This is a genomic window from Agromyces sp. NPDC057679, assembly GCF_042799635.1.
GTDB lineage: Bacteria > Actinomycetota > Actinomycetes > Actinomycetales > Microbacteriaceae > Agromyces.
The window spans coordinates 597,908-623,753 of sequence record NZ_JBHVIK010000001.1 but is presented as its reverse complement, the minus strand read 5'-3'; the positions used below and the strand labels follow the sequence as shown (position 1 = coordinate 623,753).

The 25,846-nt window shown below is 71.5% G+C and carries 21 protein-coding genes; 18 read left to right on the top strand and 3 right to left on the bottom strand.

What is annotated here, in order from left to right:
• The first annotated feature begins 47 nt into the window (after positions 1-47).
• From ACFVAJ_RS02715 to ACFVAJ_RS02690, 6 genes are all read left to right on the top strand, one after another.
• Complete coding sequence (locus tag ACFVAJ_RS02715; RefSeq protein ID WP_376941256.1) at positions 48-848, top strand: hypothetical protein; 801 nt, start codon at positions 48-50, stop codon at positions 846-848.
• Entirely contained in the window at positions 767-2,929 is a 2,163-nt protein-coding gene (pta, locus tag ACFVAJ_RS02710; protein ID WP_376941255.1) for a phosphate acetyltransferase, read from the top strand. Before ACFVAJ_RS02715 ends, pta begins: the two co-directional genes overlap by 82 nt.
• Positions 2,926-4,137, top strand: a complete 1,212-nt coding sequence (locus ACFVAJ_RS02705) for an acetate/propionate family kinase (protein WP_376941254.1) — start codon at positions 2,926-2,928, stop codon at positions 4,135-4,137. Before pta ends, ACFVAJ_RS02705 begins: the two co-directional genes overlap by 4 nt.
• Before the next feature lie 252 nt (positions 4,138-4,389).
• On the top strand, positions 4,390-4,968 hold the full coding sequence (locus ACFVAJ_RS02700; RefSeq protein ID WP_376941253.1) for a helix-turn-helix domain-containing protein: 579 nt from the start codon (positions 4,390-4,392) through the stop codon (positions 4,966-4,968).
• Entirely contained in the window at positions 4,965-6,290 is a 1,326-nt protein-coding gene (locus ACFVAJ_RS02695) for an MFS transporter (protein ID WP_376941252.1), read from the top strand. The genes ACFVAJ_RS02700 and ACFVAJ_RS02695 overlap by 4 nt, the downstream gene beginning before the upstream one ends.
• A 143-nt stretch (positions 6,291-6,433) precedes the next feature.
• Entirely contained in the window at positions 6,434-7,570 is a 1,137-nt protein-coding gene (locus ACFVAJ_RS02690; protein WP_376941251.1) for a fatty acid desaturase family protein, read from the top strand.
• 15 nt (positions 7,571-7,585) lie between these two features.
• On the opposite strand, the gene ACFVAJ_RS02685 is transcribed toward ACFVAJ_RS02690, so the two are convergent.
• Entirely contained in the window at positions 7,586-7,960 is a 375-nt protein-coding gene (locus ACFVAJ_RS02685; RefSeq protein WP_376941250.1) for a TraR/DksA family transcriptional regulator, read from the bottom strand.
• A gap of 76 nt (positions 7,961-8,036) precedes the next feature.
• On the opposite strand from ACFVAJ_RS02685, the gene ACFVAJ_RS02680 reads away from it, so the two are divergent.
• The 3 genes from ACFVAJ_RS02680 (at position 8,037) to ACFVAJ_RS02670 (ending at position 11,526) form a co-directional block, all read left to right on the top strand.
• The gene (locus tag ACFVAJ_RS02680; RefSeq protein WP_376941249.1) at positions 8,037-10,463 is read left to right on the top strand and encodes a DNA polymerase III subunit gamma and tau; all 2,427 of its coding nucleotides are present in this window, start codon (positions 8,037-8,039) and stop codon (positions 10,461-10,463) included.
• 3 nt (positions 10,464-10,466) lie between these two features.
• Positions 10,467-11,063: a recombination mediator RecR gene (gene recR / locus ACFVAJ_RS02675; protein WP_022890710.1), complete on the top strand. Its 597-nt coding sequence runs from the start codon at positions 10,467-10,469 to the stop codon at positions 11,061-11,063.
• Positions 11,064-11,154: 91 nt separating this feature from the next.
• Positions 11,155-11,526, top strand: a complete 372-nt coding sequence (locus ACFVAJ_RS02670; protein ID WP_376941248.1) for a YybH family protein — start codon at positions 11,155-11,157, stop codon at positions 11,524-11,526.
• Between the two features lie 3 nt (positions 11,527-11,529).
• Here ACFVAJ_RS02670 and ACFVAJ_RS02665 read toward each other — a convergent pair whose 3' ends face one another.
• Positions 11,530-12,033: a hypothetical protein gene (locus ACFVAJ_RS02665; RefSeq protein ID WP_376941247.1), complete on the bottom strand. Its 504-nt coding sequence runs from the start codon at positions 12,031-12,033 to the stop codon at positions 11,530-11,532.
• 156 nt (positions 12,034-12,189) lie between these two features.
• On the opposite strand from ACFVAJ_RS02665, the gene ACFVAJ_RS02660 reads away from it, so the two are divergent.
• From ACFVAJ_RS02660 to ACFVAJ_RS02635, 6 genes are all read left to right on the top strand, one after another.
• Positions 12,190-13,464, top strand: a complete 1,275-nt coding sequence (locus tag ACFVAJ_RS02660; protein ID WP_376941246.1) for an aspartate kinase — start codon at positions 12,190-12,192, stop codon at positions 13,462-13,464.
• A 134-nt stretch (positions 13,465-13,598) separates the two neighbouring features.
• On the top strand, positions 13,599-14,654 hold the full coding sequence (locus ACFVAJ_RS02655; protein ID WP_376941245.1) for an aspartate-semialdehyde dehydrogenase: 1,056 nt from the start codon (positions 13,599-13,601) through the stop codon (positions 14,652-14,654).
• 228 nt (positions 14,655-14,882) lie between these two features.
• Positions 14,883-16,184, top strand: coding sequence for an ABC transporter substrate-binding protein (locus ACFVAJ_RS02650; protein ID WP_376941244.1), 1,302 nt, complete (start codon positions 14,883-14,885; stop codon positions 16,182-16,184).
• A 1-nt stretch (position 16,185) separates the two neighbouring features.
• Positions 16,186-17,157: a carbohydrate ABC transporter permease gene (locus ACFVAJ_RS02645; RefSeq protein WP_376941243.1), complete on the top strand. Its 972-nt coding sequence runs from the start codon at positions 16,186-16,188 to the stop codon at positions 17,155-17,157.
• Positions 17,154-18,095: a carbohydrate ABC transporter permease gene (locus ACFVAJ_RS02640; RefSeq protein ID WP_376941242.1), complete on the top strand. Its 942-nt coding sequence runs from the start codon at positions 17,154-17,156 to the stop codon at positions 18,093-18,095. Before ACFVAJ_RS02645 ends, ACFVAJ_RS02640 begins: the two co-directional genes overlap by 4 nt.
• Positions 18,092-19,822 carry an amylo-alpha-1,6-glucosidase gene (locus tag ACFVAJ_RS02635; protein WP_376941241.1) on the top strand — a complete coding sequence of 577 codons (1,731 nt, stop codon included), beginning with the start codon at positions 18,092-18,094 and terminating at the stop codon, positions 19,820-19,822. Before ACFVAJ_RS02640 ends, ACFVAJ_RS02635 begins: the two co-directional genes overlap by 4 nt.
• 88 nt (positions 19,823-19,910) lie before the next feature.
• On the opposite strand, the gene ACFVAJ_RS02630 is transcribed toward ACFVAJ_RS02635, so the two are convergent.
• Positions 19,911-20,567, bottom strand: coding sequence for a GntR family transcriptional regulator (locus ACFVAJ_RS02630; RefSeq protein WP_376941240.1), 657 nt, complete (start codon positions 20,565-20,567; stop codon positions 19,911-19,913).
• A gap of 152 nt (positions 20,568-20,719) precedes the next feature.
• Between ACFVAJ_RS02630 and ACFVAJ_RS02625 the strand changes: the two genes are divergently transcribed.
• The 3 genes from ACFVAJ_RS02625 to gcvPB are packed head-to-tail and all read left to right on the top strand — an operon-like array spanning position 20,720 to position 25,845.
• Complete coding sequence (locus ACFVAJ_RS02625; RefSeq protein ID WP_376941239.1) at positions 20,720-22,822, top strand: beta-galactosidase; 2,103 nt, start codon at positions 20,720-20,722, stop codon at positions 22,820-22,822.
• A 6-nt stretch (positions 22,823-22,828) separates the two neighbouring features.
• Entirely contained in the window at positions 22,829-24,229 is a 1,401-nt protein-coding gene (gcvPA, locus tag ACFVAJ_RS02620; RefSeq protein ID WP_376941238.1) for an aminomethyl-transferring glycine dehydrogenase subunit GcvPA, read from the top strand.
• Complete coding sequence (gene gcvPB / locus ACFVAJ_RS02615) at positions 24,226-25,845, top strand: aminomethyl-transferring glycine dehydrogenase subunit GcvPB (RefSeq protein WP_376941237.1); 1,620 nt, start codon at positions 24,226-24,228, stop codon at positions 25,843-25,845. The genes gcvPA and gcvPB overlap by 4 nt, the downstream gene beginning before the upstream one ends.
• Position 25,846: the final 1 nt, after the last annotated feature.

Below are 25,846 nucleotides of genomic sequence, written 5' to 3'. Positions count from 1 at the left end.
CACCCCGTGCCGACGACACCGCGCAGCCGCGTTCCTAGCGTGGAATGATGCCCCATTCGAACGTCTCCCCGTCCACCGCGCGCTGGCTCTGCGGCCCGACGGCGATGGCCCTGCGCCTCGTCGGCCCCGGCCTCGTCCTGCTCGCGCTCGGCATGATGTGGGCCTCGCGGATCGTGTTCCCCGGCAACACCTATGTGAGCGGGCTCGGCGCCGCCGGCGAGATCACCGCGACGGCGTTCAACCTCTCGCTGGGGCTGGTGGCGCTCGGCGGTGCCGCCTCGGCGATCGGGCTCTGGGGCCTGCGCAGCGGGCGCGGGCTGTTCGGCGCGTGGGCGGTGAGCACGAGCCTCATCGGCGCCAGCGCGATGTTCGCCGTCGGCGCGGCGGTGCCGTGCACGACGGGCTGTCCGATCCCGTTCAGTGCCGCCGCCGCCCCGCAGGACGCCGTGCACACCATCGCCGCCGTCACGGGCTTCGCGCTGGCGGGCGTGGCCATCATCCAGACGCTCCGGCTCGGGCGGGCCTACGCGACCCTCGCCGCCCCGAGCATCCTGCTCGTCATCGCGACCTCGGCGACCGGCGGCATCCTCTCGCTCGCCGGCGTCGCGACCGACCTCGGCGGTTGGCTCGAGCTCGTCGCGACGACCGCGGCGCTGCTGTGGCTCGCCGCACTGTCCTGGCTGACGCAGCACCGCATCGCGACCGGGCGGCCGACTGACCGGAGATACTCAGAACCGACGGCGCACACGCCGAATAGGCTGAGTGCGTGGCGCACAGCATCTACATCTGCTCGGCCGAGGGCAACACCGGCAAGTCCACCGTCGCGCTCGGCACGCTCGACACCCTGACCCACCGGGCGACCCGCGTCGGCGTCTTCCGGCCGATCGCGCGATCCACGGCCGAGCGCGACTACGTCCTCGAACTCCTGATCGCGCACGACGGAGTCGTGCCGATCGACTACGACGAGGCGATCGGCGTCGCGTACGAAGAGGTCCACGCCGACCCCGACGCGGCGCTCGCGACGATCGTGCGCCGGTTCAAGGCGATCGAGAGCCGGTGCGACGCGGTCGTCATCATCGGCTCCGACTACACCGACGTCGGCAGCCCGACCGAGCTCGCCTACAACGCGCGCATCGCCGCGAACCTCGGCGCCCCCGTGCTCCTCGTGCTCGGCGGGCGGGTCGGCGAGGGCCAGGGCCGCGGGCGCAGCGAGCACCTCGGCGACACCGAGGCGCGCACCGCCGACGAGCTCGCGCAGCTCACCGAGCTCGCCGTCGAGGAGCTCGAACGCGAACACGCATCGCTCCTCGGCATCGTCGTCAACCGCGCCGATCCCGCACGGCTCACCGAGATCGTCGGCGCGGTGCTGGGCGCGTCGCGCTCGGACCGCGGGCCGATCGCCGCGGCGTCGGGCGAGGCATCCGCCGCAGTGTGGGCGATCCCCGAAGACCAGTTCCTCGTCGCGCCGTCGATGCGCTCGATCATGGACGCCGTCGACGGCGAGCTCTACGCGGGCGACGCCGACCTGCTCGACCGCGAGGCGCTCGGCGTCGTGATCGCGGCGATGTCGATGGAGAACGTGCTCTCCCACCTCATCGAGGGCTCGGTCGTGATCGTGCCCGGCGATCGCAGCGAGGTGCTGCTCGGGGTGCTCACGGCGCACTCCTCGGCGACGTTCCCGTCGATCTCGGGCATCGTGCTGAACGGCGGGTTCCCGCTCTCGGGCCACATCGAGCGACTGGTCGAGGGCCTGAAGGCCGGGCTGCCGATCATCCGCACCCAGCTGACGAGCTACGAGACCGCGCTCGCGATCACCCACACCCGCGGCCGCCTCGCCGCCGAGTCGCAGCGGAAGCGCGACACCGCGCTGTCGCTCTTCGAGCAGCACGTCGACGGCCAGGCGCTGCTCGACCGGCTCGAGATCGCGCGCCCCGAGGTCGTCACCCCGCTCATGTTCGAGTACGGCCTGCTCGAGCGGGCGCGCCGCGAGCGCAAGCACATCGTGCTGCCCGAGGGCTACGACGACCGCATCCTCCGGGCCGCCGCGACCCTCCTCGCGCGCGACGTCGCCGAGCTCACGATCCTCGGCGAGGAGATCGAGGTGCGCTCGCGGGCGATCGGGCTCGGCCTCGACATCTCGCGCGCGACGGTGCTCTCGAACCACGACTTCGTCTACGTGACCCGTTTCGCCGAGGAGTACCAGAAGCGCCGCGCGCACAAGGGCGTCACCCTCGAGCAGGCGCGCGAGCGCGTGCAGGACGTCTCGTACTTCGGCACCATGATGGTCGAGCTCGGCATGGCCGACGGCATGGTCTCGGGGGCGGCGCACACGACGGCCCACACGATCCGGCCCTCCTTCGAGATCATCAAGACGCGGCCGGGCGTCGAGGTCGTCTCGAGCGTGTTCCTGATGGCGCTCGCCGACCGCGTGCTCGTCTACGGCGACTGCGCGATCGTGCCCGACCCGACGGCCGAGCAGCTCGCCGACATCGCGATCTCGTCGGCGGCCACCGCCGCGCAGTTCGGCATCGAGCCGCGCATCGCGATGCTCTCGTACTCGACGGGGGAGTCGGGTGCAGGCGCCGACGTCGACAAGGTGCGGCGTGCCACCGAGCTCGTGCGCGAGCGGGCGCCCGAGCTGGCGGTGGAGGGGCCGATCCAGTACGACGCCGCGGCCGACGCGGCGGTCGCGCGCACCAAGCTCCCCGACTCGGATGTCGCGGGGCGGGCGACCGTGTTCGTCTTCCCCGACCTCAACACCGGCAACAACACCTACAAGGCGGTGCAGCGTTCGGCCGGCGCCGTCGCGATCGGGCCGGTGCTGCAGGGCATGCGCAAGCCCGTCAACGACCTCTCGAGGGGGGCGCTCGTGCAGGACATCGTGAACACCGTGGCGATCACGGCGATCCAGGCGGCGGATGCCTCGTGAGCCTCGTCCTCGTCGTCAACTCGGGTTCGTCGTCGTTGAAGTACCAGCTCGTCGACGCGGCGAGCGGCGAGGCGCTCGCGAGCGGGCTGGTCGAACGCATCGGCCGTGAGGGCGGGCACGCCAGGCACCGGCACGAGGGTCCCGAGAACGACAGCCTCGGCTCGACGTGGGATGCCGCGGTCGACGTGCCCGACCACTTCGCCGCGTTCGACGTCATGCTCGAGGGGTTCGCCGCACACGGGCCGTCGCTCGAGCAGTACCCGCCGGTCGCGGTCGGGCACCGGGTGGTGCAGGGCGGCGCCCGCTTCTTCGAGCCGACGGTGATCACGCCGCTCGTGAAGATCAACATCGACGAGCTGTCGAGCCTCGCGCCGTTGCACAACCCCGCGAACCTCGAGGGCATCGAGGCGGCGCAGCGGGCGTTCCCCGACGTGCCGCACGTGGCGGTGTTCGACACGGCGTTCCACCAGACCATGCCGCCGGCGGCGTACACGTACGCGATCGACCGCGACGTGGCGGCGAAGCACCGCATCCGCCGGTACGGCTTCCACGGCACCTCGCACCGCTACGTCTCGCGCGCAGCGGCCGAGTTCCTCGGCCGGCCCCTCGAGGAGCTCGACCAGATCGTGCTGCACCTCGGCAACGGCGCCTCGGCGTGCGCGGTCGCCGGCGGCCGCTCGGTCGACACGAGCATGGGCATGACGCCGCTCGAGGGACTCGTGATGGGCACCCGCTCGGGCGACCTCGACCCGGCGATCCTGCTGCACCTGCAGCGTCGCGCGGGCCTCGACGTCGACGGCGTCGACGAACTCCTGAACCGGCGCAGCGGCATCCTCGGCCTCGGCGGGCACGCCGACATGCGCGACCTCGTCGACGCGGCCGAAGCGGGGGAGGAGCGCGCAGCGCTCGCCCTCGAGGTGTATGCGCACCGGCTGAAGGCGTACATCGGGGCGTACCTGGCGCAGCTCGGCGGGGTGGACGTGATCTCGTTCACGGCCGGGGTGGGGGAGAACTCGGCCCCGGTGCGCGCCGCCGCGCTGGCCGGGCTCGAGCGTCTCGGCATCGAGCTCGACGCCGAGCGCAACGCGGCCCGCTCGGGGGAGACCCGCGTGATCTCGACCGACGCGTCGCCCGTCACGGTGCTCGTCGTCCCCACCGACGAAGAGCTCGAGATCGCCCGCCAGACCCTCGAGGCCGTCTCGGCCTGATCACAGCTTCTCAGGCCCCCACCTCACGTTTCTCAGGACCCCATCTCTGCTTCTCAGGACGTGCTCGCGCTTCTCAGGATGACCCGGACCCGAGCGCGCCGGGATCTGGCGCAACGGTCGTCGAGTGCGGCGAGGGCATCCTGAGCAACGCGAGGGCGGTCCTGAGAAACACCGTTGCAGGCTCGGGGAATCGGCGCGCGGGGATATGCAAGAACTGTTGCGCAATAGTTCTTGCAGAGTTAGCATGGTGGCGTGAGCGAGAGCCGGAACTCCATCGACCTGCGCGACGCGGGCGCCATGCGCGCCATGGCGCACCCGCTGCGGCTGCGCATCCTCGGCCTCCTCCGCATGCACGGCCCGCATTCGGTGGGCATGCTCGCCGAGGCGACCGGAGCGGCGTCGGGGTCGATCAGCTACCACCTGTCGACGCTCGCCAAGCACGGCTTCGTCGAGCCCGCGCCCGAGCACGAGCGCGACGGTCGCGAGCGCTGGTGGCGCTCGGCCCACGACATGACGAGCCTGAACGCCGAGAGCTATCTCGACGACCCCGAACGCCGCGAGGCCGCCGAGGCGATGCGCCGCACCGTCATCGACTCGTACCACCGCGAACTCCTCGACGCGCTCGACGCCGAGCGCGGGCTCGAGCCCGATTGGATCGCCGCCTCCGATTCGAGCGACGGCGGCGCGCAGCTCACCCTCGACGAGTTCCGCGAGCTCACCGCCGAACTCGCCGCGGTGCGCGAGAAGTGGTGGGCGGTCGGGCGCGAGCCGCGGCCGGGCACCCGCGCCGTGCGCTGGATCACCCACACCTTCCCGAGGAGCGAGCGATGAGCGAGCTGGTCGAGACCGCGACCGAGACCGCGACCGAAGGCGGCCGGGCCGCCGCCGAGGCGGGCGCCCGCCGGCGACTCCCGCTCGTCGCGAACCTCGCGGCCGCCCTGTTCTCGCTCGGCGGCAACGCGATCGCGCTCGTCGCCCTGCCGATCATCGCGCTCACCCAGACGGGCTCGCCGCTCGCCGCCGGCGTCGTCGGCGTCTTCGCGACCGTGCCGCTCGTCATCGGCGGGGCGCTCGGCGGCGTGCTCGTCGACCGGTTCGGCTACCGGCTGTCGTCGATCGTCGCCGACCTCGCGAGCGCCGTGACGGTGCTCGCCATCCCGATCCTCCATGCGACCGTGGGGCTCCCGTTCGGGGCGATGCTCGCCCTCGTCTTCCTCGGCGGGCTCCTCGACCCTCCGGGCGACACGGCGAAGACCTCGATGACGCCCGACCTCGCGAAGCTCGCGCACTGGCCGATCGAACGGGCCGCGGGAGCCCAGGCGGCGGTGCAGCGCACCGCGATGATGCTCGGTGCGGGCACCGCGGGCGCCCTCGTCGCGTTCCTCGGGCCGATGCCGGCGCTCGTCGTCGACGCCGGCGGGTTCGTCGTCTCGGCGCTGCTCGTGCTCTGCTTCGTGCCGCGACGCCCCGGCGCCGAGGAGGCCCGCGAGCCCGACGCCGCCGACCCGGCCCCGCGCGGCGGTTTCATGGAGGGGCTCCGCTTCGTGGCATCCTCGCCGCTGCTGCGCGCGATCGTGCTGCTCGTGACGCTCACGAACGCGATCGACGCGGCCGGCATGACCGTGCTGAAGCCGCTGTACGCGACCGAGGTGCTCGGCGATCCTGCCCAGCTGGGCTTCATGGTCGGATGCTTCGCGGCCGGTGCGCTGACCGGCTCGGTGCTCTTCGGGGCGGTCGGGCACCGATTCTCGGGTCGGGTGATGTTCGCGGTGTGCTTCCTCATCGCGGGCACCGTGCCCTACCTGACGATGGCGCTCGGCGCGCCCGCGCCGGTGCTGCTGCCCGTGCTCGCGCTGTCGGGGCTCGCCGCGGGCGCCATCAACCCGATGATCTCGACCGCGATGTACGGGCTGATCCCCGACGGCATGCGCGCCCGGGTGTTCGGCGTGACCACCGCGGGCGTCGCCGCGACCATGCCGCTGGGCGCGTTCCTCGGCGGCCTCGCGGCCGAGCAGGCGGGGCTCGTGCCGACCCTCGTGGTGTGCGCGGGGCTCTACCTGGTGCTCGCGTCGAGCCCGTTGTACCTGCGGGCGTTCAAGGGCCTGCGTGCCGCTTCGGCGACGGCCGAGTCATCCGAACCCGTACCGGGGTAGGGGGTGCGAATGGCTCAGCCGTGTGATGCGACGCGCTGAACCGCCTGCATACGCTCGCGTCGTGGTCGAACCAGGCCGCGGACACGCCCCCGAATCGTTCGTCTGAGACTCATTCGCGCCTTCGGACGACGAGAAGAGCGCAGATGAGCCTGCAGGTCGTTGAACGCCCCGACGGTGCGCTGGGCACCATGTCGCCCGTCATCCTGACGGCTGGCCGCCGCCGCGAGGACGCCGTAGATCCGGCGCAGAGCGGCTTCGCGCGGCTGTCGCGCCAGATCAAGGCCGAGGGGCTGCTCGACCGCTTCGTCGGCTTCTACGTGCGGAAGGCCGTGTTCTGGGCGGTCGTGCTCGGTGCCGCGATCGCGGCGTCGGTCATGATCGGCGACTCGTGGTGGCAGCTCGTGATCGCCGCGGTGCTCGGCGTTGTCTTCACCCAGTTCGCCTTCATGGCGCACGAGGCCTCGCACCGGCAGATCTTCCGCTCGGGGCCGGTGAACGACTGGGCCGGGCTCGTGCTCGCCGACCTCGTCGTCGGCATCAGCTACAGCTGGTGGATGAACAAGCACACCCGCCACCACGGCAACCCGAACATGATCGGCCGCGACCCCGACATCGCGAAGGACACGATCTCGTTCCTCGAGGAGGATGCCGCGGAGAGCCGCGGTCTCGTCCGCCTGATCACGCGCAAGCAGGGGTACCTGTTCTTCCCGCTCCTGCTGCTCGAGGGCCTCAACCTGCACGTCCACGGCATCCGGCACGTGCTCGACCGCCGCAACACGGTGAAGCGCCGCGGGCTCGAGCTCGCCTTCATCGCCGTGCGCCTCGTCGGGGTCGCCGCGCTCGTGTTCTGGGCGTTCCCGCCGCTGCTCGCGACCGTGTTCCTCTTCGTGCAGCTCGGCGTCTTCGGCGTCTACATGGGCGCGTCGTTCGCGCCCAACCACAAGGGCATGCCGCTCATCCCGCGCGGGGTCCGCGTCGACTTCCTCGAGCGCCAGGTGCTCACGAGCCGCAACATCCGCGGCGGGCGGTTCATGGACTCGCTCATGGGCGGCCTCAACTACCAGATCGAGCACCACCTCTTCCCGAGCATGGCGCGGCCGGCGCTCAAGCGCACGCAGGAGATCGTGCGCGAGTACTGCCGCGAGAACGACCTCCGCTACACCGAGACCGGGCTTATCGAGTCGTACGGCATCGTCATCGCCTACCTCAACCGGGTCGGCCTCGCCGCGCGCGATCCCTTCGACTGCCCGATGATCCAGGCGTACCGCCGTCGCGATTGAGCGCGGCCGGGTCGGTCAGCGCTCGAGGCGGGCGCAGTCGATGCAGAGCGTGGCCGTCGGGCGCGCGTCGAGCCGGGCGACCGTGATGCGCTTGCCGCAGCGGGCGCAGAAGCCGTAGCTGCCGTCGGCGATGCGGGCGAGGGCGCGGTCGATCTCGGCGAGCTCGTGCTCGACGTCGGCGAGCACCGCGGTGCGCTGCGACCACTCCTGGGTCATCGTCGGGCCCTCGGGGTCGTGCTCGTCGTCGGCGCTGGCGCCGGATCTGGCCGCTCGGACCTCGCCCATCACATCGCCGAACTCGGCCGCGCGTTCGGCGGCCTCCCCGCGTTCGGCGAGCAGGCGGGCCTCGAATCGCTCGAGCTGAGCCGGAGTCATCGTCGTCACCGTCATCACGCTCCTTCCGTCCGTGCATCGTACGCCCGAGGCATCCGGATGGCGTGTCGGACGCGGCAACTACGATTGAATCGTGGTCACCGCCCTATATCGCCGCTACCGGCCAGAGACGTTCGCCGAGATGATCGGCCAGTCCCAGGTGACGGAGCCGCTGATGACGGCGCTCCGCACCGATCGGGTCAATCACGCCTACCTGTTCAGCGGCCCCCGCGGCTGCGGCAAGACGACGTCGGCGCGCATCCTCGCGCGCTGCCTGAACTGCGCAGAGGGCCCGACGGATGCTCCGTGCGGAGTGTGCCCAAGCTGCGTCGAGCTGTCGCGCGGCGGCGGCGGCTCGCTCGACGTCGTCGAGATCGACGCGGCGAGCCACGGCGGCGTCGACGACGCGCGCGACCTGCGCGAGCGGGCGATCTTCGCCCCCGCCCGCGATCGCTACAAGATCTTCATCATCGACGAGGCGCACATGGTGACCTCGGGCGGGTTCAACGCGCTGCTGAAGATCGTCGAAGAGCCGCCCGAGCACATCAAGTTCATCTTCGCGACGACCGAACCCGACAAGGTGCTCGGCACCATCCGCTCGCGCACCCACCACTACCCGTTCCGGCTGGTGCCGCCCGCGCCGATGCTCGAGTACGTGCAGCAGCTCTGCACTGAAGAGGGCATCTCGGTCGAGCCCGGCGTGCTCGCCCTCGTCGTGCGCGCCGGCGGCGGGTCGCCCCGTGACACGCTCTCGCTCCTCGACCAGCTGATCGCGGGCTCCGAGGGCTCGACGATCGACTACGAGCGGGCCGTGGCGCTGCTCGGCTACACGCACGGCGCCCTGCTCGACGAGGTCATCGACGCGATCGGCACGCACGACGCCGCCGGGGCGTTCGCCGCGGCCGACCGCGTCGTGCAGACCGGACAGGACCCGCGACGCTTCGTCGAAGACCTGCTCGAGCGGCTCCGCGACCTCATCGTCGTCGCCGCGTCGACGCCCGAGGCGGCCGCGGCCGTGCTGCGCGGCGTGCCCGAAGACGAGCTCGCCCGCATGGCGACCCAGGCCCGGGCGTTCGGCTCGGCCGAGCTGTCGCGCGTGGCCGACCTCGTCAGCCAGACCCTCACCGAGATGACGGGCGCGACCTCGCCGCGCCTGCACCTCGAGCTCATGCTGGCCCGGGTGCTCGTGCCGGCGAGCGACGACTCCGAGCGCGGCGCGCTCGCGCGCGTCGAGCGGCTCGAGCGGGCCGTCGAGGGCGGGGCCCTCGCGGTCGCATCGAGCGGTGCGTCGTCGGGCGGTGCCGTGCCGGCGGCGACTCGTGCGGCCGAGCCGGCGCCTCGCGCCGCCGCCACGCGCGAGGCCACTGCGGCACCGAGCCGTCAGGCCGAGCCGACCGCAGCTCCGGCGCGTGCCGCCGATCCGGCGGCCGAGGCCCGGCCGGCCGAGTCGACGGCGCCGGCCGCGTCCGCGCCGGTCGAGCCTGCTCAGGTCGTGCCCGAACCGGTGGCCGAAGCGCCGGCGCCGCCGGCCGAACGCGTCCGGCCGAGCGGTCCCATCACGGTGCAGCAGGTGCGCGACGCCTGGCCAGAGGTGCTCAACGTCCTCCAGCGCACCAAGCGCACCGCATGGATGGCGGCGCTCGCAGCGCAGGTGCTCGAGTACCGCACCGACGAGGCCGTGCTCGTGCTCGGCTTCGCGAGCCCCGGAGACCTCGACGGCCTGCGGGCGGGCAGCGGCACGCAGACGGCGGCCGACCTGCTGCGCACGGCGATCGCCGAGGTGCTCGGCGTGACCGTCAAGTTCGTGCCGCGCGTGATCGGCAGCGGCGGCGGCGGTCAGACCGCGCCCGCGCCGACGCCGTCGCCCGCTCCGGGCGGTGGCGGCGCGGCCCCGGCTCCGACGCCGACCGGCCCCGACACGGCACATCCGAGCGGCGGGGGGCCGGTTCCGGCCCGCACCGACGCCGCCGAGGCCTCTGCGACGAGCGCGCCGGCGCCGACGGCTGCCGTGCAGGAGCGGCCGGCCGAGACGCCGACCGGGCCGGTCGACTCGTGGGCGACGGTCGCGATCCCGCGCGATCCCGAACCCGACGCCGATCCCGCCGGCACGGCCGCGGCCGAGGCGCCCGCGCGCACCGCGACGGCACTCGCCGAACGACCGGCTCCTGACGCGGGGCCGCGCGCGGCCGGGCCTTCCGCGACGAGCGCCGCCGAATCGAGCCATGGCATCCCCGACTTCGTGCCCGACGACGCCGAGGCGCCGCCGGCCGATGAGGAGCCGCCGTTCGACCCGGGCCCTGCGCCCGAGCCGTTCGACGCACCCCCGCCTCCGGCCGACTCTCGACGGGCTCCGGCGCAGGGCCGCCCGGCCCCGGCGCGACGCGCGCCGTCGCGTCCCGTGGCCTCGACGACCGACGGCGGCATCCAGCGGTACGGCGAGGCCGTCGTGCGCGAGGTGCTCGGCGCGACCTTCCTCGAAGAGGTCGAAGCTCCGGCGCGCGGCTTCGGGGAGCGTGGGTAGCCCGTGTACGAAGGCATCGTCCAAGAACTGATCGACGAGCTCGGCCGGCTGCCCGGCATCGGGCCGAAGTCGGCGCAGCGCATCGCGTTCCACATCGTGCAGACCGAGCACTTCGACGTCTCCCGCCTCGCCGAGATCCTGACCACCGTGCGCGACAAGGTGCGGTTCTGCGAGATCTGCGGCAACGTCTCCGAGCAGTCGACGTGCTCGATCTGCCGTGACCCCCGCCGCGACCCCTCGCTCATCTGCGTCGTCGAAGAGGCCAAGGACGTCGTCGCGATCGAGCGCACCCGTGAGTTCCGCGGGCTGTACCACGTGCTCGGCGGCGCCATCAGCCCGATCGACGGCATCGGCCCCGACGAACTGCGCATCCGCCAGCTCATGCAGCGGCTCGCCGACGGCACCGTCGTCGAGGTCATCATCGCGACCGATCCCAACCTCGAGGGCGAGGCGACGGCGACCTACCTCAGCCGGCTGCTCACCACGCTCGAGATCAAGGTCACCCGTCTCGCCTCGGGCCTGCCCGTCGGCGGCGACCTCGAGTACGCCGACGAGGTCACGCTCGGTCGCGCGTTCGAGGGCCGTCGCGTCGTCGGCTGACTCGCGCCCCCGGTCGAGGTCGCCGCTGCGGCCGACGCCGCGATCGGGCCGTCGGGTTGACGCGCGAGTCGAGCGCGCGTAGACCGGGGTGATGAGCGAATCCGCGAGCGAACGCACCGCGAACTGGGTCACCGGCTACCTCCGCGCCTGGCAGAGCAACGATCCCGACGCGATCGGCGGTCTCTTCACCGATGACGCCAGCTACCTCACGGCACCCGACGTGGAGCCCCGTCGCGGGCGTGCCGAGATCGTCTCGGGCTGGATCGAGGACGCCGACGAACCGGGGGCGTGGAGCTTCGACTGGCACGTCGTGCACGAGACATCCGAGCTCGCCCTCGTGCAGGGCCGCACCGAGTACCCGGCCGAGCGCGACTACCTGAACCTCTGGGTGATCCGCTTCGCCCCGGACGGGCGTGCGAGCGAGTTCACCGAGTGGTACATGCCGCGCGATCACGAGGGCTGAGCCTCAGCGCAGCACCTCGACGAGCACGACCCACGAGTAGAGGATCGCCGTGGCGATCGCGAGGAGCGTGGCGACGCCGAGCGCCCAGAGGCCGACGGCCGGTGCGCCCGCGATGAGGGCGATCGCGCCGCCGAGGTACGCGACGAGCGGCAGCACCCCGGCGATCGACTTCGCGAGCTGCTCGAGCGCACTGCCGCGGTGCTCGGTCGCGTCGCGGTGGATCACCCGGATCGCGTGCACCTCGAAGGATCCGGCGAGGAGCGCGACCCCGAGCACCTCGACCCCGTAGAGCCAGGCGGGCTGGTCGGGTGCGAGCGCGAGCCCCGTGACCACGATCGCGAGCACCAGGGTGGCGATGGACGCCGCGGCCCGGGCGGGAAGGGTCGGCGACTCGAGGATCGTGCGGATGTTCACCGACATCGCCACGATGAGGAGGCCGGCGAGCGCCGCCGTCGCGCCCACCATCGCGACGTTGAACTCGGACCAGCCGTCGAGCACCTCGGACATGGCCGCATGCTACTCCTGCGGGTGCGGTCGTGCCCCGGTCGCACGAGCCGTCACGACGGCGTCACATGGCGGGCCGCGCATGCGGGCCGCCGTATGATGAAGACTCCGACGACGGGCCCGTCGGCCCGCGCGCGCCCAGAATCCCCGGGAGGCCACGTGAGCTTGATCGTGCAGAAGTTCGGCGGCTCGTCCGTCGCCGATGCCGAGAGCATCAAACGGGTTGCGAAGCGCATCGTCGAGACCCGCAAGGCGGGCAACGACGTCGTCGTGGCCGTCTCGGCGATGGGCGACACGACCGACGAGCTGCTCGACCTCGCGAGCGAGGTGTCGCCGATCCCGGCGCCCCGCGAGCTCGACATGCTGCTGTCGGCGGGCGAGCGCATCTCGATGGCGCTGCTCGCGATGGCGATCAAGAGCATGGGGCACGAGGCCCGCAGCTTCACCGGCAGCCAGGCCGGCATGATCACCGACGCCCAGCACGGCGCCGCCCGTATCGTCGACGTCACCCCCGTGCGGCTGCGCGAGGCGCTCGACGACGGAGCGATCGTGATCGTCGCCGGCTTCCAGGGCTTCAACCGCGACACCCGCGACATCACGACCCTCGGGCGCGGCGGCAGCGACACGACCGCCGTCGCGCTGGCGGCGGCCCTCGAGGCCGACGTCTGCGAGATCTACACCGACGTCGACGGCGTCTTCACCTCCGACCCCCGCGTCGTGAAGAAGGCGCGCAAGCTCGACAGGGTGACGAGCGAGGAGATGCTCGAGCTCGCCGCATCGGGCGCGAAGGTCCTGCACATCCGCGCGGTCGAGTACGCGCGTCGTCACGGCGTCACCCTGCACGTCCGTTCGTCGTTCAACAACAGCGAGGGGACGATCGTGTACGACCCCTCGCGTCTTCCCGAAGGAGCAGCTGTGGAAGAGTCCGTCATCGCCGGAGTCGCGATCGACCTGTCCGAGGCGAAGATCACGGTCGTCGGCGTGCCCGACAAGCCGGGCGTCGCCGCGAAGATCTTCAAGATCGTCGCCGGCACGAACGCGAACGTCGACGTCATCGTGCAGAACGTGTCGGCGGCGGCGACCGGTCGCACCGACATCTCGTTCACCCTGCCGAAGGCCGACGGCGAGCGGGCGCTGACCGCGCTCGCGAGCGCGCAGGAGGCCATCGGCTTCGAGTCGCTGCAGTACGACGACCAGATCGGCAAGCTCTCGCTCGTCGGCAACGCGATGCGCTCGGCGACCGGCGTCTCGGCGCGACTGTTCGAGGCGCTCTACGAGGCCGGCATCAACATCGAGATGATCTCGACGAGCGAGATCCGCATCTCGGTCGTGACGCGCGCCGACAGCGTGCAGGCGGCCGCGCAGGCCGTGCACACGGCGTTCGAGCTCGACGGCGACGAGGACGCGATCGTCCACGCGGGCACCGGTCGCTAGCGCCGCGCCAGCGCGAGGCATCCCCGCCTGAATTCAGGAGAAAGCTGCCAATTCAGGACGGAATCACCGACTTCGTCCTGAGCAGCCTCCGAAGTCCTGCAAACTGAAATGAACTCGACGATCAAGAGGGTGAAATGAGCAACGGTGTGAACATCGGCGTCGTCGGCGCCACCGGTCAGGTCGGCGCGGTCGTGCGCCGCCTCCTCGAGGAGCGCGACTTCCCGGTCGCGCAGATCCGCTTCTTCGCCTCGGCGCGTTCGGCCGGCACCACGCTGCCGTTCAAGGGTGAGGACATCGTCGTCGAGGACGCCTCGACCGCCGATCCCACCGGGCTCGACCTCGCGATCTTCTCCGCCGGTGCGACGCTCTCGAAGGCGCAGGCTCCGCGTTTCGCCGCGGCCGGCGTCACCGTCATCGACAACTCCAGCGGGTGGCGCATGGACCCCGAGGTCCCGCTCGTCGTGAGCGAGGTCAACCCGCACGCGATCGACCAGGCCGTGAAGGGCATCATCGCGAACCCGAACTGCACCACCATGGCCGCGATGCCCGTGCTGAAGGTGCTGCACGACGAGGCCGGCCTCGAGCGGCTCGTCGTGTCGACCTACCAGGCCGTCTCCGGTGCCGGTCTCGCCGGTGGCGAGGAGCTGCTCGAGCAGGCGCGCGCCGCCGTCGAGCAGAACACGATCGACCTCGTGCACGACGGCTCGGCCGTCGAGTTCCCCGCGCCCGAGAAGTTCCCGCGCCCGATCGCCTTCGACGTGATCCCGCTCGCCGGCTCGATCGTCGACGACGGAGACAACGAGACCGACGAGGAGAAGAAGCTCCGCAACGAGAGCCGCAAGATCCTCGAGCTGCCGGGCCTGCTCGTCGCCGGCACCTGCGTGCGCGTGCCCGTGTTCACGGGCCACTCGCTCTCGATCCACGCCGAGTTCGCGAACCCGATCACGCCCGAGCGCGCGACCGAGCTGCTCGCCGTGGCGCCGGGTGTCGAGCTCAGCGACGTCCCGACGCCGCTGCAGGCCGCGGGCAACGACCCGAGCTACGTGGGCCGGATCCGCCAGGACCAGTCGGCGCCCGAGGGCAAGGGCCTCGTGCTCTTCGTCTCGAACGACAACCTGCGCAAGGGCGCGGCACTGAACGCCGTGCAGATCGCGGAGCTCGTCGCCGCGAAGGTGCCGGCGCGCGTGTAGCGCAACGTCACTTCGAATCACACGGATGCCCCGTGGCCGGTCGGCCACGGGGCATCCGTCGTTCTCAGGGGGCGGCGCCTCGAGCGGGTCGGAGAACGGTGCCGTTGCCCGTTCGTGACCTGTCACGTCTTGACGGAATTGAGTTTTGTATACAGAATAATGGCGAAGCATCCCCTCACCGCCGACACCCTCGTCGGCACCTCCTGCAATGACGAAAGAGGTAGCGGAATGGCCCGCGCGAACTCGAAGATGAGGCGTCTCCTGGCGATCGGCGCGGCAAGCGCCCTCGCCCTCGGACTGGCGGCATGCAGCGGCGGGGGAGGTGCGAAGGACGAGAACACCGTCGTGTGGTCGACGTGGGGCACCGCTGAGGAGCTCACGCGGTACAAGGAGTTCAACGAGGAGTTCATGGACCGCCACCCCGACATCACCGTGAAGCTCCAGCCCGTCGCCGACTACGGCGACTACCACTCGAAGCTGCTCGCGCAGCTCGCGAGCAACACCGCGCCCGACGTGTTCTACGTCGGCGACGACAAGATGGGCCAGTTCGCCGACTCGGGCCGGCTCATGCCGTTGAAGAAGCTCATGGAGTCGAAGGACAGCCAGACCAAGCCCGACGACTTCTTCCCCGGCCTGTTCGGCGCCGCCGAGAAGGACGACGAGTACTACGGCGCCCCGAACGACTCGAACCCCGACGTGCTCTGGTACGACAGGACCGCGCTCGAAGCGGCCGGCATCACCGAGGACCCGGCCACGCTCGCCGAGAACGGCGAGTGGACGACCGACAAGTACCTCGAGATGAACGCGAAGCTCAAGGACGCGGGGCTCACCGGCTCGATGTTCTGGAACTACTGGGCCACGCACTGGAGCTGGCTCTCGTCGCAGGGCCTGCCCGCACCGTACGACGAGTCGGGCGCCTTCACGGCCGACGCCGACCCGGCGAGCGTCGAGGCGATCGACGAACTCGGCGGCCTGTTCCAGGACGGCACCTTCGTCGTCGCCGACACCCTGCCCGACGGCGCCGGAGCCGACAGCGTGTTCGTCACGCACAAGTCGGGCTTCTTCGTGCAGGGCCGCTACACGATCGGCACCGTGCAGACCGCGGGCGACCCCGACGCCTACGACATCGTGCGCTGGCCGACGCCCGATGGGCAGGCCGCGCCGACCGGTGTCGCCGTCTCGTTCCTCGCGATCAACGGCAACACGAAGGCGAAGGACGCCGCGTTCACGTTCTGGACCGAGTTCCTCTCGGCCGAGGGCCAGACGTTCCGCCTCGAGGGCGGCGGCAACGCCGTGCCGTCGATCAAGGGCGCCGACGACGTGGTGCTCGAGGACGGCTACCCGGCGCACGCCCAGACGTTCCTCGACATGCGCGACATCGGCTTCACCAACTACGCCGCCGAGGCGCGCGTTCCCGGGCTCTCGACCGACATCAGCGACCTGTTCCTGAAGCTGTACGAGGGCAAGGCCGACGCACAGCAGACGCTCGACGCCACCGCCGACCTCGTCGCGGAGAAGTCGGGCGAATAGCGTGAGCCAGATCGCCACCGGCGAGCGGATGCTGCAGGAGCTCCCTGCGGCATCCGCTCCGCCCCCGCGCACGTACCGCAAGGAGGCGGCGTGGCGTCGCCGCGACCGCCGCTGGGGCTACGTGTTCATCGGCCCGCAGCTGTTCGGCATGCTGCTCTTCGTCGTCCTGCCGTTCGTCGCGAGCCTCGTGCTCGCGTTCGCCAGCTGGGACGGCCTGTCCGAGCTGACCTGGGTCGGGTTCGAGAACTTCACGGCGCAGTTCCAGGACGAGCTGCTGTGGCGATCGATCGTCAACACGCTGATCATCGCGGTCGTCACCGTGCCGATCGGCCTCGGACTCGCCGTGATGATCGCGGTCGCGCTCGAGAAGCTGAAGACCCGCACGCTCTACCTCGTGCTGTTCTTCGCCCCGGTCGTGACGTCGACCGTCGCGGTGGCCATGATCTGGCAGCAGATGTTCCGCGCCGACGGGGTGCTGTCGACCGCGATCGCGAAGATCTTCGGCATCGCCCCGCCCGACTGGCTGCAGGACCCGAAGCTCGCGCTGCTCGCGGTCTGCATCGTCACGATCTGGTCGTCGCTCGGCCTCAACGTCGTGATCTTCCTCGCCGGCCTGCAGAACATCTCGCCCTCGGTCATCGAGGCCGCACGCATCGACGGCGCCGGCCCGTGGCGCCTGTTCACGAGCATCCGCCTGCCGTTGCTGTCGCCCATCGTGTTCTTCTCGTCGGTCGTCGCGTTCATCTCGTCGCTGCAGACCTTCGACACGGTCTACGTGCTCGTCTCGAACGCCGGGCCCGACAACGCGACCCGCACGATCGTGTACCACATCTACGATCTCGGCTTCGGCAAGTTCGAGATCGGCCCGTCGAGCGCGGCGAGCGTCATCCTGCTCGTGCTGACGCTCATCATCACGGCGATCCAGTTCGGCGCCCAGAAGAAGTTCGTGCACTACGAGGACGACGCCGCATGAGTCTCACGAATCCGCGCCTCGCCGACGGCACGCAGACGCCCCCGACCGACTCGACCGTTGCGCTGAGCGCACCCGGCTACCGCCCCACGGCGCCCCGCACGGGCAAGGGCAAGCGCCGCCTGAGCTCGACGGCGCTGCACATCGTGCTCGTCGTCGCCGGCGTGGCGATGGTGTTCCCCTTCATCTGGATGCTGCTGACGTCGTTCAAGACCCTGCCGCAGCTGCTGCAGGACCCGCTCGCGTTCCTGCCGCAGCCGTGGACGGCCGACAACTACGTCGAGGCGTGGAACGCGGTGCCGTTCGGCCAGGCGTACCTCAACAGCCTCTACATCGCGGCGCTCGTCGTGGCCGGCACGCTGCTCACGGCCTCGATGGCGGGCTACGCGTTCGCGCGCATCCGCTTCCGCGGGGCGAAGGTGCTGTTCATCGTGTTCCTCGCGACGCAGATGATCCCGAAGCAGGTGACGCTCATCCCGTTCTACCTGCTCATGACGCAGCTCGGCTGGGTCGACTCGCACCTCGCGCTCATCGTGCCGGGGCTGCTCGCGAACCCGTTCGCGGTGTTCCTCATGCGCCAGTTCGTGCTGAGCCTGCCGAAGGAGCTCGAGGAGGCGGCGCTCGTCGACGGCGCCGGACGCTGGCGCATCTTCTGGAGCGTCATCCTGCCGAACCTGAAGCCCGGGCTCGCGGCGCTCAGCATCATCGTCGCCCTCGACGTGTGGAACGCCTTCCTGTTCCCGCTCGTGCTGCTGAACACGCCCGACCTGTTCACGGTGCCGCTGCTGCTCTCGAGCTTCCAGGGCCAGTTCGGTTCGGTGAACTACGGCCTCGTGATGGCGGCGAGCGCGATCTCGACGATCCCGATGCTCATCGTGTTCATCATCGGTCAGCGTCGCATCCTCAACAGCATGGCCGCTTCGGGACTGGGAGGACGATGACCGAGCGCTCGACGACCATGGATGCCTCGGCGCTGGCCGGTCTCGCCGGCCGCCACCTCGACCTCGTGCAGGCCCCGTTCACGCTGCCGCGCTCGCGCGTGCTCGTGTTCCGGGCGGACCGCGACGAGTGGGTCGAGCGGGGCGGCGCCGAGGGCGCAGCCCCGGCGACCGCGCTCCGGGTGCACACCTCCGAGTACGAGCGGTGGCTCGACGAGTGCCGGGTCATCGACGAACTGGTGGTGCGGGATGCCTCGGGGCGGGCGCTGCTCGTGACCGCGGTGCTGCCGCACGCGATCGAGTTCGGCGACGGCGATGCGACGCTCACCTTCGCGGGTGCCGGTGCGATCTCGGTGGGAGGTGCCGGCGGCCTCTCGGTCGAGTGGACGACCCCAGACGGCGAACGCACCCGCGTCGAGCTCACGGCCGACGCCCCCGCCGCCCGCCTGCACATCGGCGCCGACCGCGGCGTGGTGCACGAGGCATCCGCTTCGCACGCCGACGACCTCGCCGCGACCGAGGGCCGCTGGCTCGACTGGTTCGCGAAGTGCCCGATCGTGCGCGACGAGCTGCAGCAGATGGCCGCCTTCTGCTGGTGGGTGCTCGGCGCGAACATCGTCGAGCTGCCGGCGCTCGGCGACGTGCGCGGCGTGGTGCCCTCCAAGATCGGTTACGTCGGGGTGTGGCAGTGGGACGCGTACTTCATCGCGGTGGGGCTTCGCCACGGCGACCCGGCGCTCGCCCGGGAGCAGCTCGAGATCGCGTTCCGGTTCCCGAGTGCCGACGGTCAGCTGCCCGACGTCGTGCACGAGGAGGGCGTGCTCGCCACGAGCGACGACCTGCCGCAGGCCGATCGCGACCGGCTGCGCCGTGCGGGCTCGCAGATCGCCGATCCTGGCGCGCCGGTGCCGCTCACGAAGCCGCCGCTCGCGGCCTGGGCGCTCCGAAAGGTGCTCGAGGTCGAGGACGAGCCCGAGTGGGCGCGCGAGCAGCTCGCCGTGATCCGCCGCTCGCAGGACTGGTGGTTCGCGGGCAGCGACCTCGACGGCGACGGGATGCCCGAGTACGGCCACCCCTACTCCTCAGGCCTCGACGACAGCCCCATCTTCGACGGCCCGCTGCCGACCACGGCGCCCGACCTCGGCGCCTATCTCGTGCTGCAGGACCTCGAACTCGCCGCGCTCGCCGAACGTTACGGGGCGGATGCCGCGGGCGAGCCCCGCGCGCACCGCGAACGTGCGGCGCGCACGCTCGAGCTGCTGCTCGGGATGTGGGACGAGGCATCCGGCCGCTTCCTCGCCCGCGCAGCGGGGGAGGTCGTCGCGAGCGACGCCGTCGTCGGGTTCATGCCGCTGCTCACCGGGCGCCTGCCGCAGAAGGTGGCCGAGGCGCTCCTCGCCGCGCTCGGCGACCCCGAGCGCTACGCGCTGCCGTGGGCGGTGCCGACGGTCTCCGCCGCCGACCCCGACTTCTCGGCCGAACGGATGTGGCGCGGACCGGTGTGGGTGAACACCAACGCCTTGATCGTCGAGGGGCTGCGGGCCTCGGGGCATCCCGAGCTCGCCCGCGAGCTCGCCGAACGCACCGTCGCGCTCGTCGTGCACGGCGGCGGGCCGCACGAGTACTTCAACCCGCTCACCGGGAGGAAGGCGCGCACGGCGACGACCGCGTTCGGCTGGTCGGCGGCGCTCTTCATCGACCTCGCGGTCGCGTTGTCTGCCGACGACTGATCCCGCGGGCTACAGCTTCTGCAGGAGATCGGGCCCCATCCCTGCCTGTGGCGGGATGTCAGCGCAATTCTCCTGCAGAAGCGTCGGGCTACGCGGTGAAGTAGGGGCTCGACGCGTTGTCGAGGATGCGGCGCATGCCGTGCAGCCAGTTGACCTTGAGGGCGGCGATCGCGCCGGGCACATCGCCGTCGGCGAGGCATGCGGCGATCGCCGCGTGCTCGGCGGCGACGCGCTCGACCATGACGTCGTTCGGCACGAGCAGCGACTCGTAGCGGTGGAACGCCCCGCGCACGCTGGCGATCACGTCGAGCAGTCGCCGGTTGGGGCAGGCCGAGAGCATGATGCCGTGCCACTCGTCGTCCTTCGTGACGACGAGGGCGTGCTCGACGACCTCCTGCTGGAAGTCGGCGGCGAGTGCGGCGAGGCGCGCGCCGATCTCACGGAGCTCGTCGATGGGGCTGAGCTCGAGCGCGAGGCTCTCGAGGCTCGCCATCACCGGGGCGAGGTCTTCGAACTCGCTCGCGCTCAGGGGGACGAAGCGGAAGCCCTTGCCGTTCTCGCTCTCGATCTGGCCCTCGCTCTCGAGGGCGATGAGGGCTTCGCGCAGCGGGGTGCGGCTGACGCCGAGCTCGGCGGCGAGCTGCACCTCGTTGATGCCCTCGCCGGGCTGCACTGCGCCGGCGCGCATGCGTGCGAGCAGCTCTTCGCGGACCTGTGAGCGCAGGTTCTTGCGTTCGATCGCCATGTATTCGCCCCTCCGGGCCGTTCGGCCGTCGCGGCAAGCCTAGGACGTGAGGTGGGCTTGACCGGTTCCGGCATCCGGTTTACGGTGTCTGTATACAGAATACATTCTGCAGCGCAGACTGTACATCCCCACGCACTCAGAGAGGAGCAGATGTGGCCGACGAGTCCCCTCGGGCGATCCGCCTCGACGCGCTCGCCTACGGCGGCGACTACAACCCCGACCAGTGGTCGGAGGAGGTCTGGCACGAGGACATCCGCCTCATGCAGGAGGCCGGCGTCAACATCGTGAGCCTCCCGGTGTTCTCGTGGCCGCAGCTCGAGACCGCGCCGGGCGTCTACGAGTGGGGCTGGCTCGACCGCATCATCGACCTCCTGTGGGCGGGCGGCATCAAGGTCGACCTCGCCACCGCGACCGCGACCCCGCCCTCGTGGCTCATCCGCAGCAACCCCGAGATGCTGCCGTGGAACGAGGACGGCCGGCGCCTCGAGTTCGGCTCGCGCCAGGCGTACTGCCCGAGCTCCCCGGTCTGGCGCGACAACGTCGCGAGGATGACCCGCGCCATGGCCGACCGCTACGGCGACCACCCCGCGCTCGCCCTCTGGCACGTCTCCAACGAGTACGGCGATCACGTCTCGCGCTGCTGGTGCCCCGAGTCCTCCGCGCACTTCCGTCGCTGGCTCCAGGCCCGCTACGGCGACCTCGACGGCCTCAACGAGGCCTGGGGCGTCAACGTCTGGGGCCAGCGCTACACCGACTGGGCGCACATCGAGGCGCCGCGCCGCTCGACCGGCCCGGTCAACCCGACGCAGCTGCTCGACTTCGAGCGCTTCTCGTCCGACGCCCTGCTCGAGCTCTTCCAGCTCGAGGTCGACATCCTCCGCGAGGTCACGCCCGAGATCGGCGTCACCACGAACTTCATGTCGATCCTCCGAGACCTGGACTACTGGGACTTCGCCGCCGTCGAGGACCTCGTCACCGACGACGCCTACCCCGACCCGGCCGACCCGCTCGCCCACGTGCCCGCGGCGCTCAACTACGGGTACATGCGCTCGCTCAAGGGCGGGCAGCCGTGGCTGTTGCTCGAGCAGGCGCCGAGCGGCGTCAGCTGGCGCGACGTCAACGTGCCGAAAGCGCCGGGCCAGTACCGCATCGGCAGCCTGCAGGCCGTCGCCCACGGCTCCGACGGTGCCATGGTGTTCCAGTGGCGCCAGGCGAAATACGGCCAGGAGAAGTTCCACTCGGCGATGGTCGGTCACCGCGGTGAGGCCTCCCGCTCGTTCCAGGAGGCGAAGGCGTTCGGCGCCGAACTGCAGCGCCTCGAGCCGGTGCGCGGCACCCGCGTGCGCTCGCGCGTCGCGCTCGTCGTCGACCACGACTCGTGGTGGGGCTCGTCGGCGACCGAGTCGCTGCCCTCGCAGCGGCTGAACTGGCTCGCCCAGGCCCGCGCCTGGCATGCGGCGCTGCATGCGCTCGGCCACCCGGTCGACACGGTGCGTGCGACCGGCCCGTTCGAGGGCTACGACGTCGTCGCGGTGCCGAACCTCTACGTGACGGATGCCTCGCAGGCCGAGGTCCTCGCCGACGTCGTCGCCCGCGGCGGCCAGCTCGTGGTCGGCCCCTTCTCGGGCGTCGTCGACGCGACCGAGAAGGTGCACGACGGCGGCGCCCCGGGCCCGCTGCGCGAACTCCTCGGGGTCGAGGTCGACGAGCAGTGGCCCGTCGCCGACGGGCTCGCCGAGCGAGTGCGCTTCGCCGCAGGCGGAGCCGAGTTCGACGCCCCGACCTGGGGCGAGTGGCTCGAGGTCCGGGACGGCACCGAAGTGCTCGCGCACTACGCGTCGGGCGAGCTCGACGACCGTGCGGCGATCACTCGGCGCCCGCAGGCGGGCGACGGGGCATCCGGCGCCGCCTGGTATGCGAGCTGCGTGCTCGAGCCTGCCGGCCTCGTCGCGCTCTTCCGCGAGGTGCTCGCCGCGGCCGGCCTGCCGGCCCGGGAGCGCCTCGACCTCGACCTCGAGGCCGTCACGCGCAGCGACGAGACCACCGACTACACCTTCGTGCTGAACCACGGCCGACGCGAGATCACGGTCGACGTGCCCGAAGGGGCGCGCGAGCTGCTCGGCGAGGCCGCGCCGAGGGGGAGCACCCTCACCCTGGCGCGCTTCGGCGCCGCCGTGCTCGCGACCCCGCGGGCCGACGCGCCGCCCTTCATCACCCTGTCCGACTCCACCGACTCCACCGTCACGAACGACTGAGGCACCATGACCGACTCCTTCGTCCATCCGTACATCCCGAACACCGCGCCCGCGACGAAGCAGGCCATGCTCGACGCCGTCGGCGCGGCCTCGATCGACGAGTTCTACGCCGACGTGCCCGCCGAGCTGCGGCTCGGCCGCGCGCTCGAGCTGCCGGCCCCGCTCGTCGCCGAACAGGACCTGGCCCGCCACGTGCGCGGCCTCCTCGCGAAGAACCGGTCGACCGACGAGCGGCTGAGCTTCCTCGGCCACGGCACCTACCACCACTACGTGCCCGCCGTCGTCGACGAGGTCATCAACCGCAGCGAATTCCTCACCGCCTACGCGGGCGAGCCCTACGAGGACCACGGCCGCTTCCAGGCGCTGTTCCAGTACCAGTCGCTCATGGCCGAGCTGCTCGCGATGGACGTCGTGAACGTGCCCACCTACGACGGGTACCAGGCGACCGCGACGAGCCTCGCCATGGCCGGACGCATCACCGGCCGCCGCCGCGTGCTCGTCGCGAGCGACGTGCTGCCGGCGAAGTCCTCCAAGGTGCTCGACTTCGTGCGCGTGCACCTCGACCTCGAGGTCGTTCCGACGGTGAACGGCACGGCGGATGTCGCGGGGCTCGCCGCGCGCCTCGGCGACGACGTCGCCGCGGTGTGGGTCGAGACCCCGAGCGTCACCGGCGCGGTCGAGGCATCGCTCCGGGCGATCGCCGACGCCGCGCACGCCGTCGGCGCGATCCTCGTCGTCGGCACCGACCCGGTCGGCTACGGCGTGCTGACGCCGCCCGCCGAGCAGGGGGCCGACATCGTGTGCGGCGACATCCAGTCGCTCGGACTGCACCAGTGGTACGGCGGGGCCCACGGCGGCTTCATCGCCGTCGCCGACGACCCCACCTTCATCATGGAGATGCCCTCGCGCCTCTTCGGCCTCGCGACGACCGACGTGCCCGGCGAGGTCGGCTTCGGCGACGTCGCCTACGAGCGCACCTCCTTCGCCCTGCGCGAGGAGGGCAAGGAGTGGGTCGGCACGGCCGCCGCGCTCTGGGGCATCGCCGCCGGCGTCTATCTCGCGCTCATGGGTCCGCAGGGCATGCGCGAGCTCGGCGAACTGCTGCTCGCCCGCACCCGGTACGCGCAGCAGCGGCTCGCCGCGGTCCCGGGCGTCGCGCTCGGCGACGACGCGCTGCACCTGCGCGAGTTCACGATCGACGTGTCGGGCGCGGGGCTCACCGCGCAGGGCGTCGTCGAGGCGCTCCGGCGCGACGGCATCGAGCCCGGCGTGCCCCTCGGCGTGCACACCCTCGCGGTGTGCGTCACCGAGCTCACCGGCCAGGCCGACCTCGACCGGCTCGCGGCCGCGATCGGCGCGCTCGCCGAGGCATCCACCGACACCACCACTCAGGAGACCCGCGCATGAGCCTCCCGCTCGCACCCAAGCCCGCCGTCCGCCGCTTCCACCAGGCCAGCTGGGACGAACCCGTCATCTTCGAGCTCTCGACTCCGGGCGAGCGCGGCGTGCTCGTCACGCCGATCGAGCCGGGCGTGCGCGACGCCGTCGGCGACGTCGTCGCGTCGCTGCCCGCGGCCCTCCGCCGGGTCACGCCGCCGGCCCTCCCCGAGATGGGCCAGCAGCGCGTGCTCAAGCACTACCTGCGGCTCTCGCAGGAGAACCTCGGCGCCGACTTCAACGTCGACATCGGCCAGGGCACCTGCACGATGAAGTACTCGCCGAAGATCAACGACCAGCTCATCGGGGTGCCGCAGCTCACGGCGATGCATCCCCTGCAGGACCCGGCCGACGCGCAGGGCGTGCTCGAGATCACCTGGAACCTCGAGCGCATGCTCGCCGAGATCTCGGGCATGGCCGAGGTGTCGCTGCACACGCAGGGCGGCTCGGCCGCGATCTGGGCGAACATCGCCATGATCCGCGCGTACCACGAGGCCAACGGCGAGGGCGAGCAGCGTCGCGAGGTCATCACGACGATCTTCAGCCACCCGTCGAACGCAGCGGCGGCGAAGGCGGCCGGGTACGAGATCATCACGATCCACCCCGACGCCGACGGCTACCCCGACCTCGCGGCGCTGAAGGCGGCGCTCTCACCGCGCACCGCGGCGATCATGGTCACGAACCCCGAGGACACGGGCATCTACAACCCCGCGATCAAGCAGTGGGTGGATGCCGCGCACGAGGTCGGCGCCCTCGCCTCGTACGACCAGGCGAACGCGAACGGCATCCTCGGCATCACCCGCGCCCGCGACGCCGGCTTCGACGTCTGCCACTTCAACCTGCACAAGACGTTCTCGACGCCGCACGCCTGCGGCGGGCCGGGCGCCGGGGCGAACGCCGTGAGCGAGGCGCTCGCGCCGTTCCTGCCTGGGCCGCGGGTCGTGCGCTCGACCGATGCGTCGGGCGAGGTGCGCTTCGACGTGCGCGAGGCCGGCCCGCAGTCGATCGGCGCGGTCGCGCCGTTCCACGGCGTCGTGCCGAACATCGTGCGCGCGTACTCGTGGATCATGGCGCTCGGCGCCGAGGGTCTGCTCGCCGCCGCCGAGATCGCCGTGCTCAACAACAACTACCTGCTCGCGAAGGTGCTCGAGATCCCCGGGGCCTCCGCGCCGTACGCCGAGGGCCGCCGCCGCATCGAGCAGGTGCGCTACTCGTGGCAGGAGCTCTTCGAGGACACCGGCATCTCGTCGGAGGAGATCGGCATCCGCCTCTCAGACTTCGGCATGCACTACTGGACGAGCCACCACCCCTACGTCGTGCCGCAGCCGTTCACCCTCGAGCCGACCGAGTCGTACTCGATGGCCGAGATCGACGAGTACGTCGGCGCGCTCGCCGAGGTCGCCCGTGAGGCGCGCGAGACCCCCGAGGTCGTGCGCACCGCCCCGCACAACCAGACCGTGCACCACACCCACCACGACGACCTCGACGACCCCGAGCGCTGGGCGATCACGTGGCGCGCCTACCGCCGGAAGTACTTCGGCGAGGGCGCTCCGACGGCGGTCGACGTCGCGGAGTCGGCCGCCTGAG

What these genes read in the sequence shown, in the direction of transcription:
- ACFVAJ_RS02670 (WP_376941248.1), top strand. Translation starts at nt 11,155, where the DNA reads ATGAGCGAATCCGCGAGCGAACGCACCGCGAACTGGGTCACCGGCTAC.
- ACFVAJ_RS02685 (WP_376941250.1), bottom strand. Translation starts at nt 7,960, where the DNA reads ATGACGGTGACGACGATGACTCCGGCTCAGCTCGAGCGATTCGAGGCC.
- ACFVAJ_RS02655 (WP_376941245.1), top strand. Translation starts at nt 13,599, where the DNA reads ATGAGCAACGGTGTGAACATCGGCGTCGTCGGCGCCACCGGTCAGGTC.
- gcvPB (WP_376941237.1), top strand. Translation starts at nt 24,226, where the DNA reads ATGAGCCTCCCGCTCGCACCCAAGCCCGCCGTCCGCCGCTTCCACCAG.
- gcvPA (WP_376941238.1), top strand. Translation starts at nt 22,829, where the DNA reads ATGACCGACTCCTTCGTCCATCCGTACATCCCGAACACCGCGCCCGCG.
- ACFVAJ_RS02640 (WP_376941242.1), top strand. Translation starts at nt 17,154, where the DNA reads ATGAGTCTCACGAATCCGCGCCTCGCCGACGGCACGCAGACGCCCCCG.
- ACFVAJ_RS02650 (WP_376941244.1), top strand. Translation starts at nt 14,883, where the DNA reads ATGGCCCGCGCGAACTCGAAGATGAGGCGTCTCCTGGCGATCGGCGCG.
- ACFVAJ_RS02715 (WP_376941256.1), top strand. Translation starts at nt 48, where the DNA reads ATGCCCCATTCGAACGTCTCCCCGTCCACCGCGCGCTGGCTCTGCGGC.
- ACFVAJ_RS02635 (WP_376941241.1), top strand. Translation starts at nt 18,092, where the DNA reads ATGACCGAGCGCTCGACGACCATGGATGCCTCGGCGCTGGCCGGTCTC.
- ACFVAJ_RS02690 (WP_376941251.1), top strand. Translation starts at nt 6,434, where the DNA reads ATGAGCCTGCAGGTCGTTGAACGCCCCGACGGTGCGCTGGGCACCATG.
- ACFVAJ_RS02630 (WP_376941240.1), bottom strand. Translation starts at nt 20,567, where the DNA reads ATGGCGATCGAACGCAAGAACCTGCGCTCACAGGTCCGCGAAGAGCTG.
- ACFVAJ_RS02665 (WP_376941247.1), bottom strand. Translation starts at nt 12,033, where the DNA reads ATGTCCGAGGTGCTCGACGGCTGGTCCGAGTTCAACGTCGCGATGGTG.
- ACFVAJ_RS02695 (WP_376941252.1), top strand. Translation starts at nt 4,965, where the DNA reads ATGAGCGAGCTGGTCGAGACCGCGACCGAGACCGCGACCGAAGGCGGC.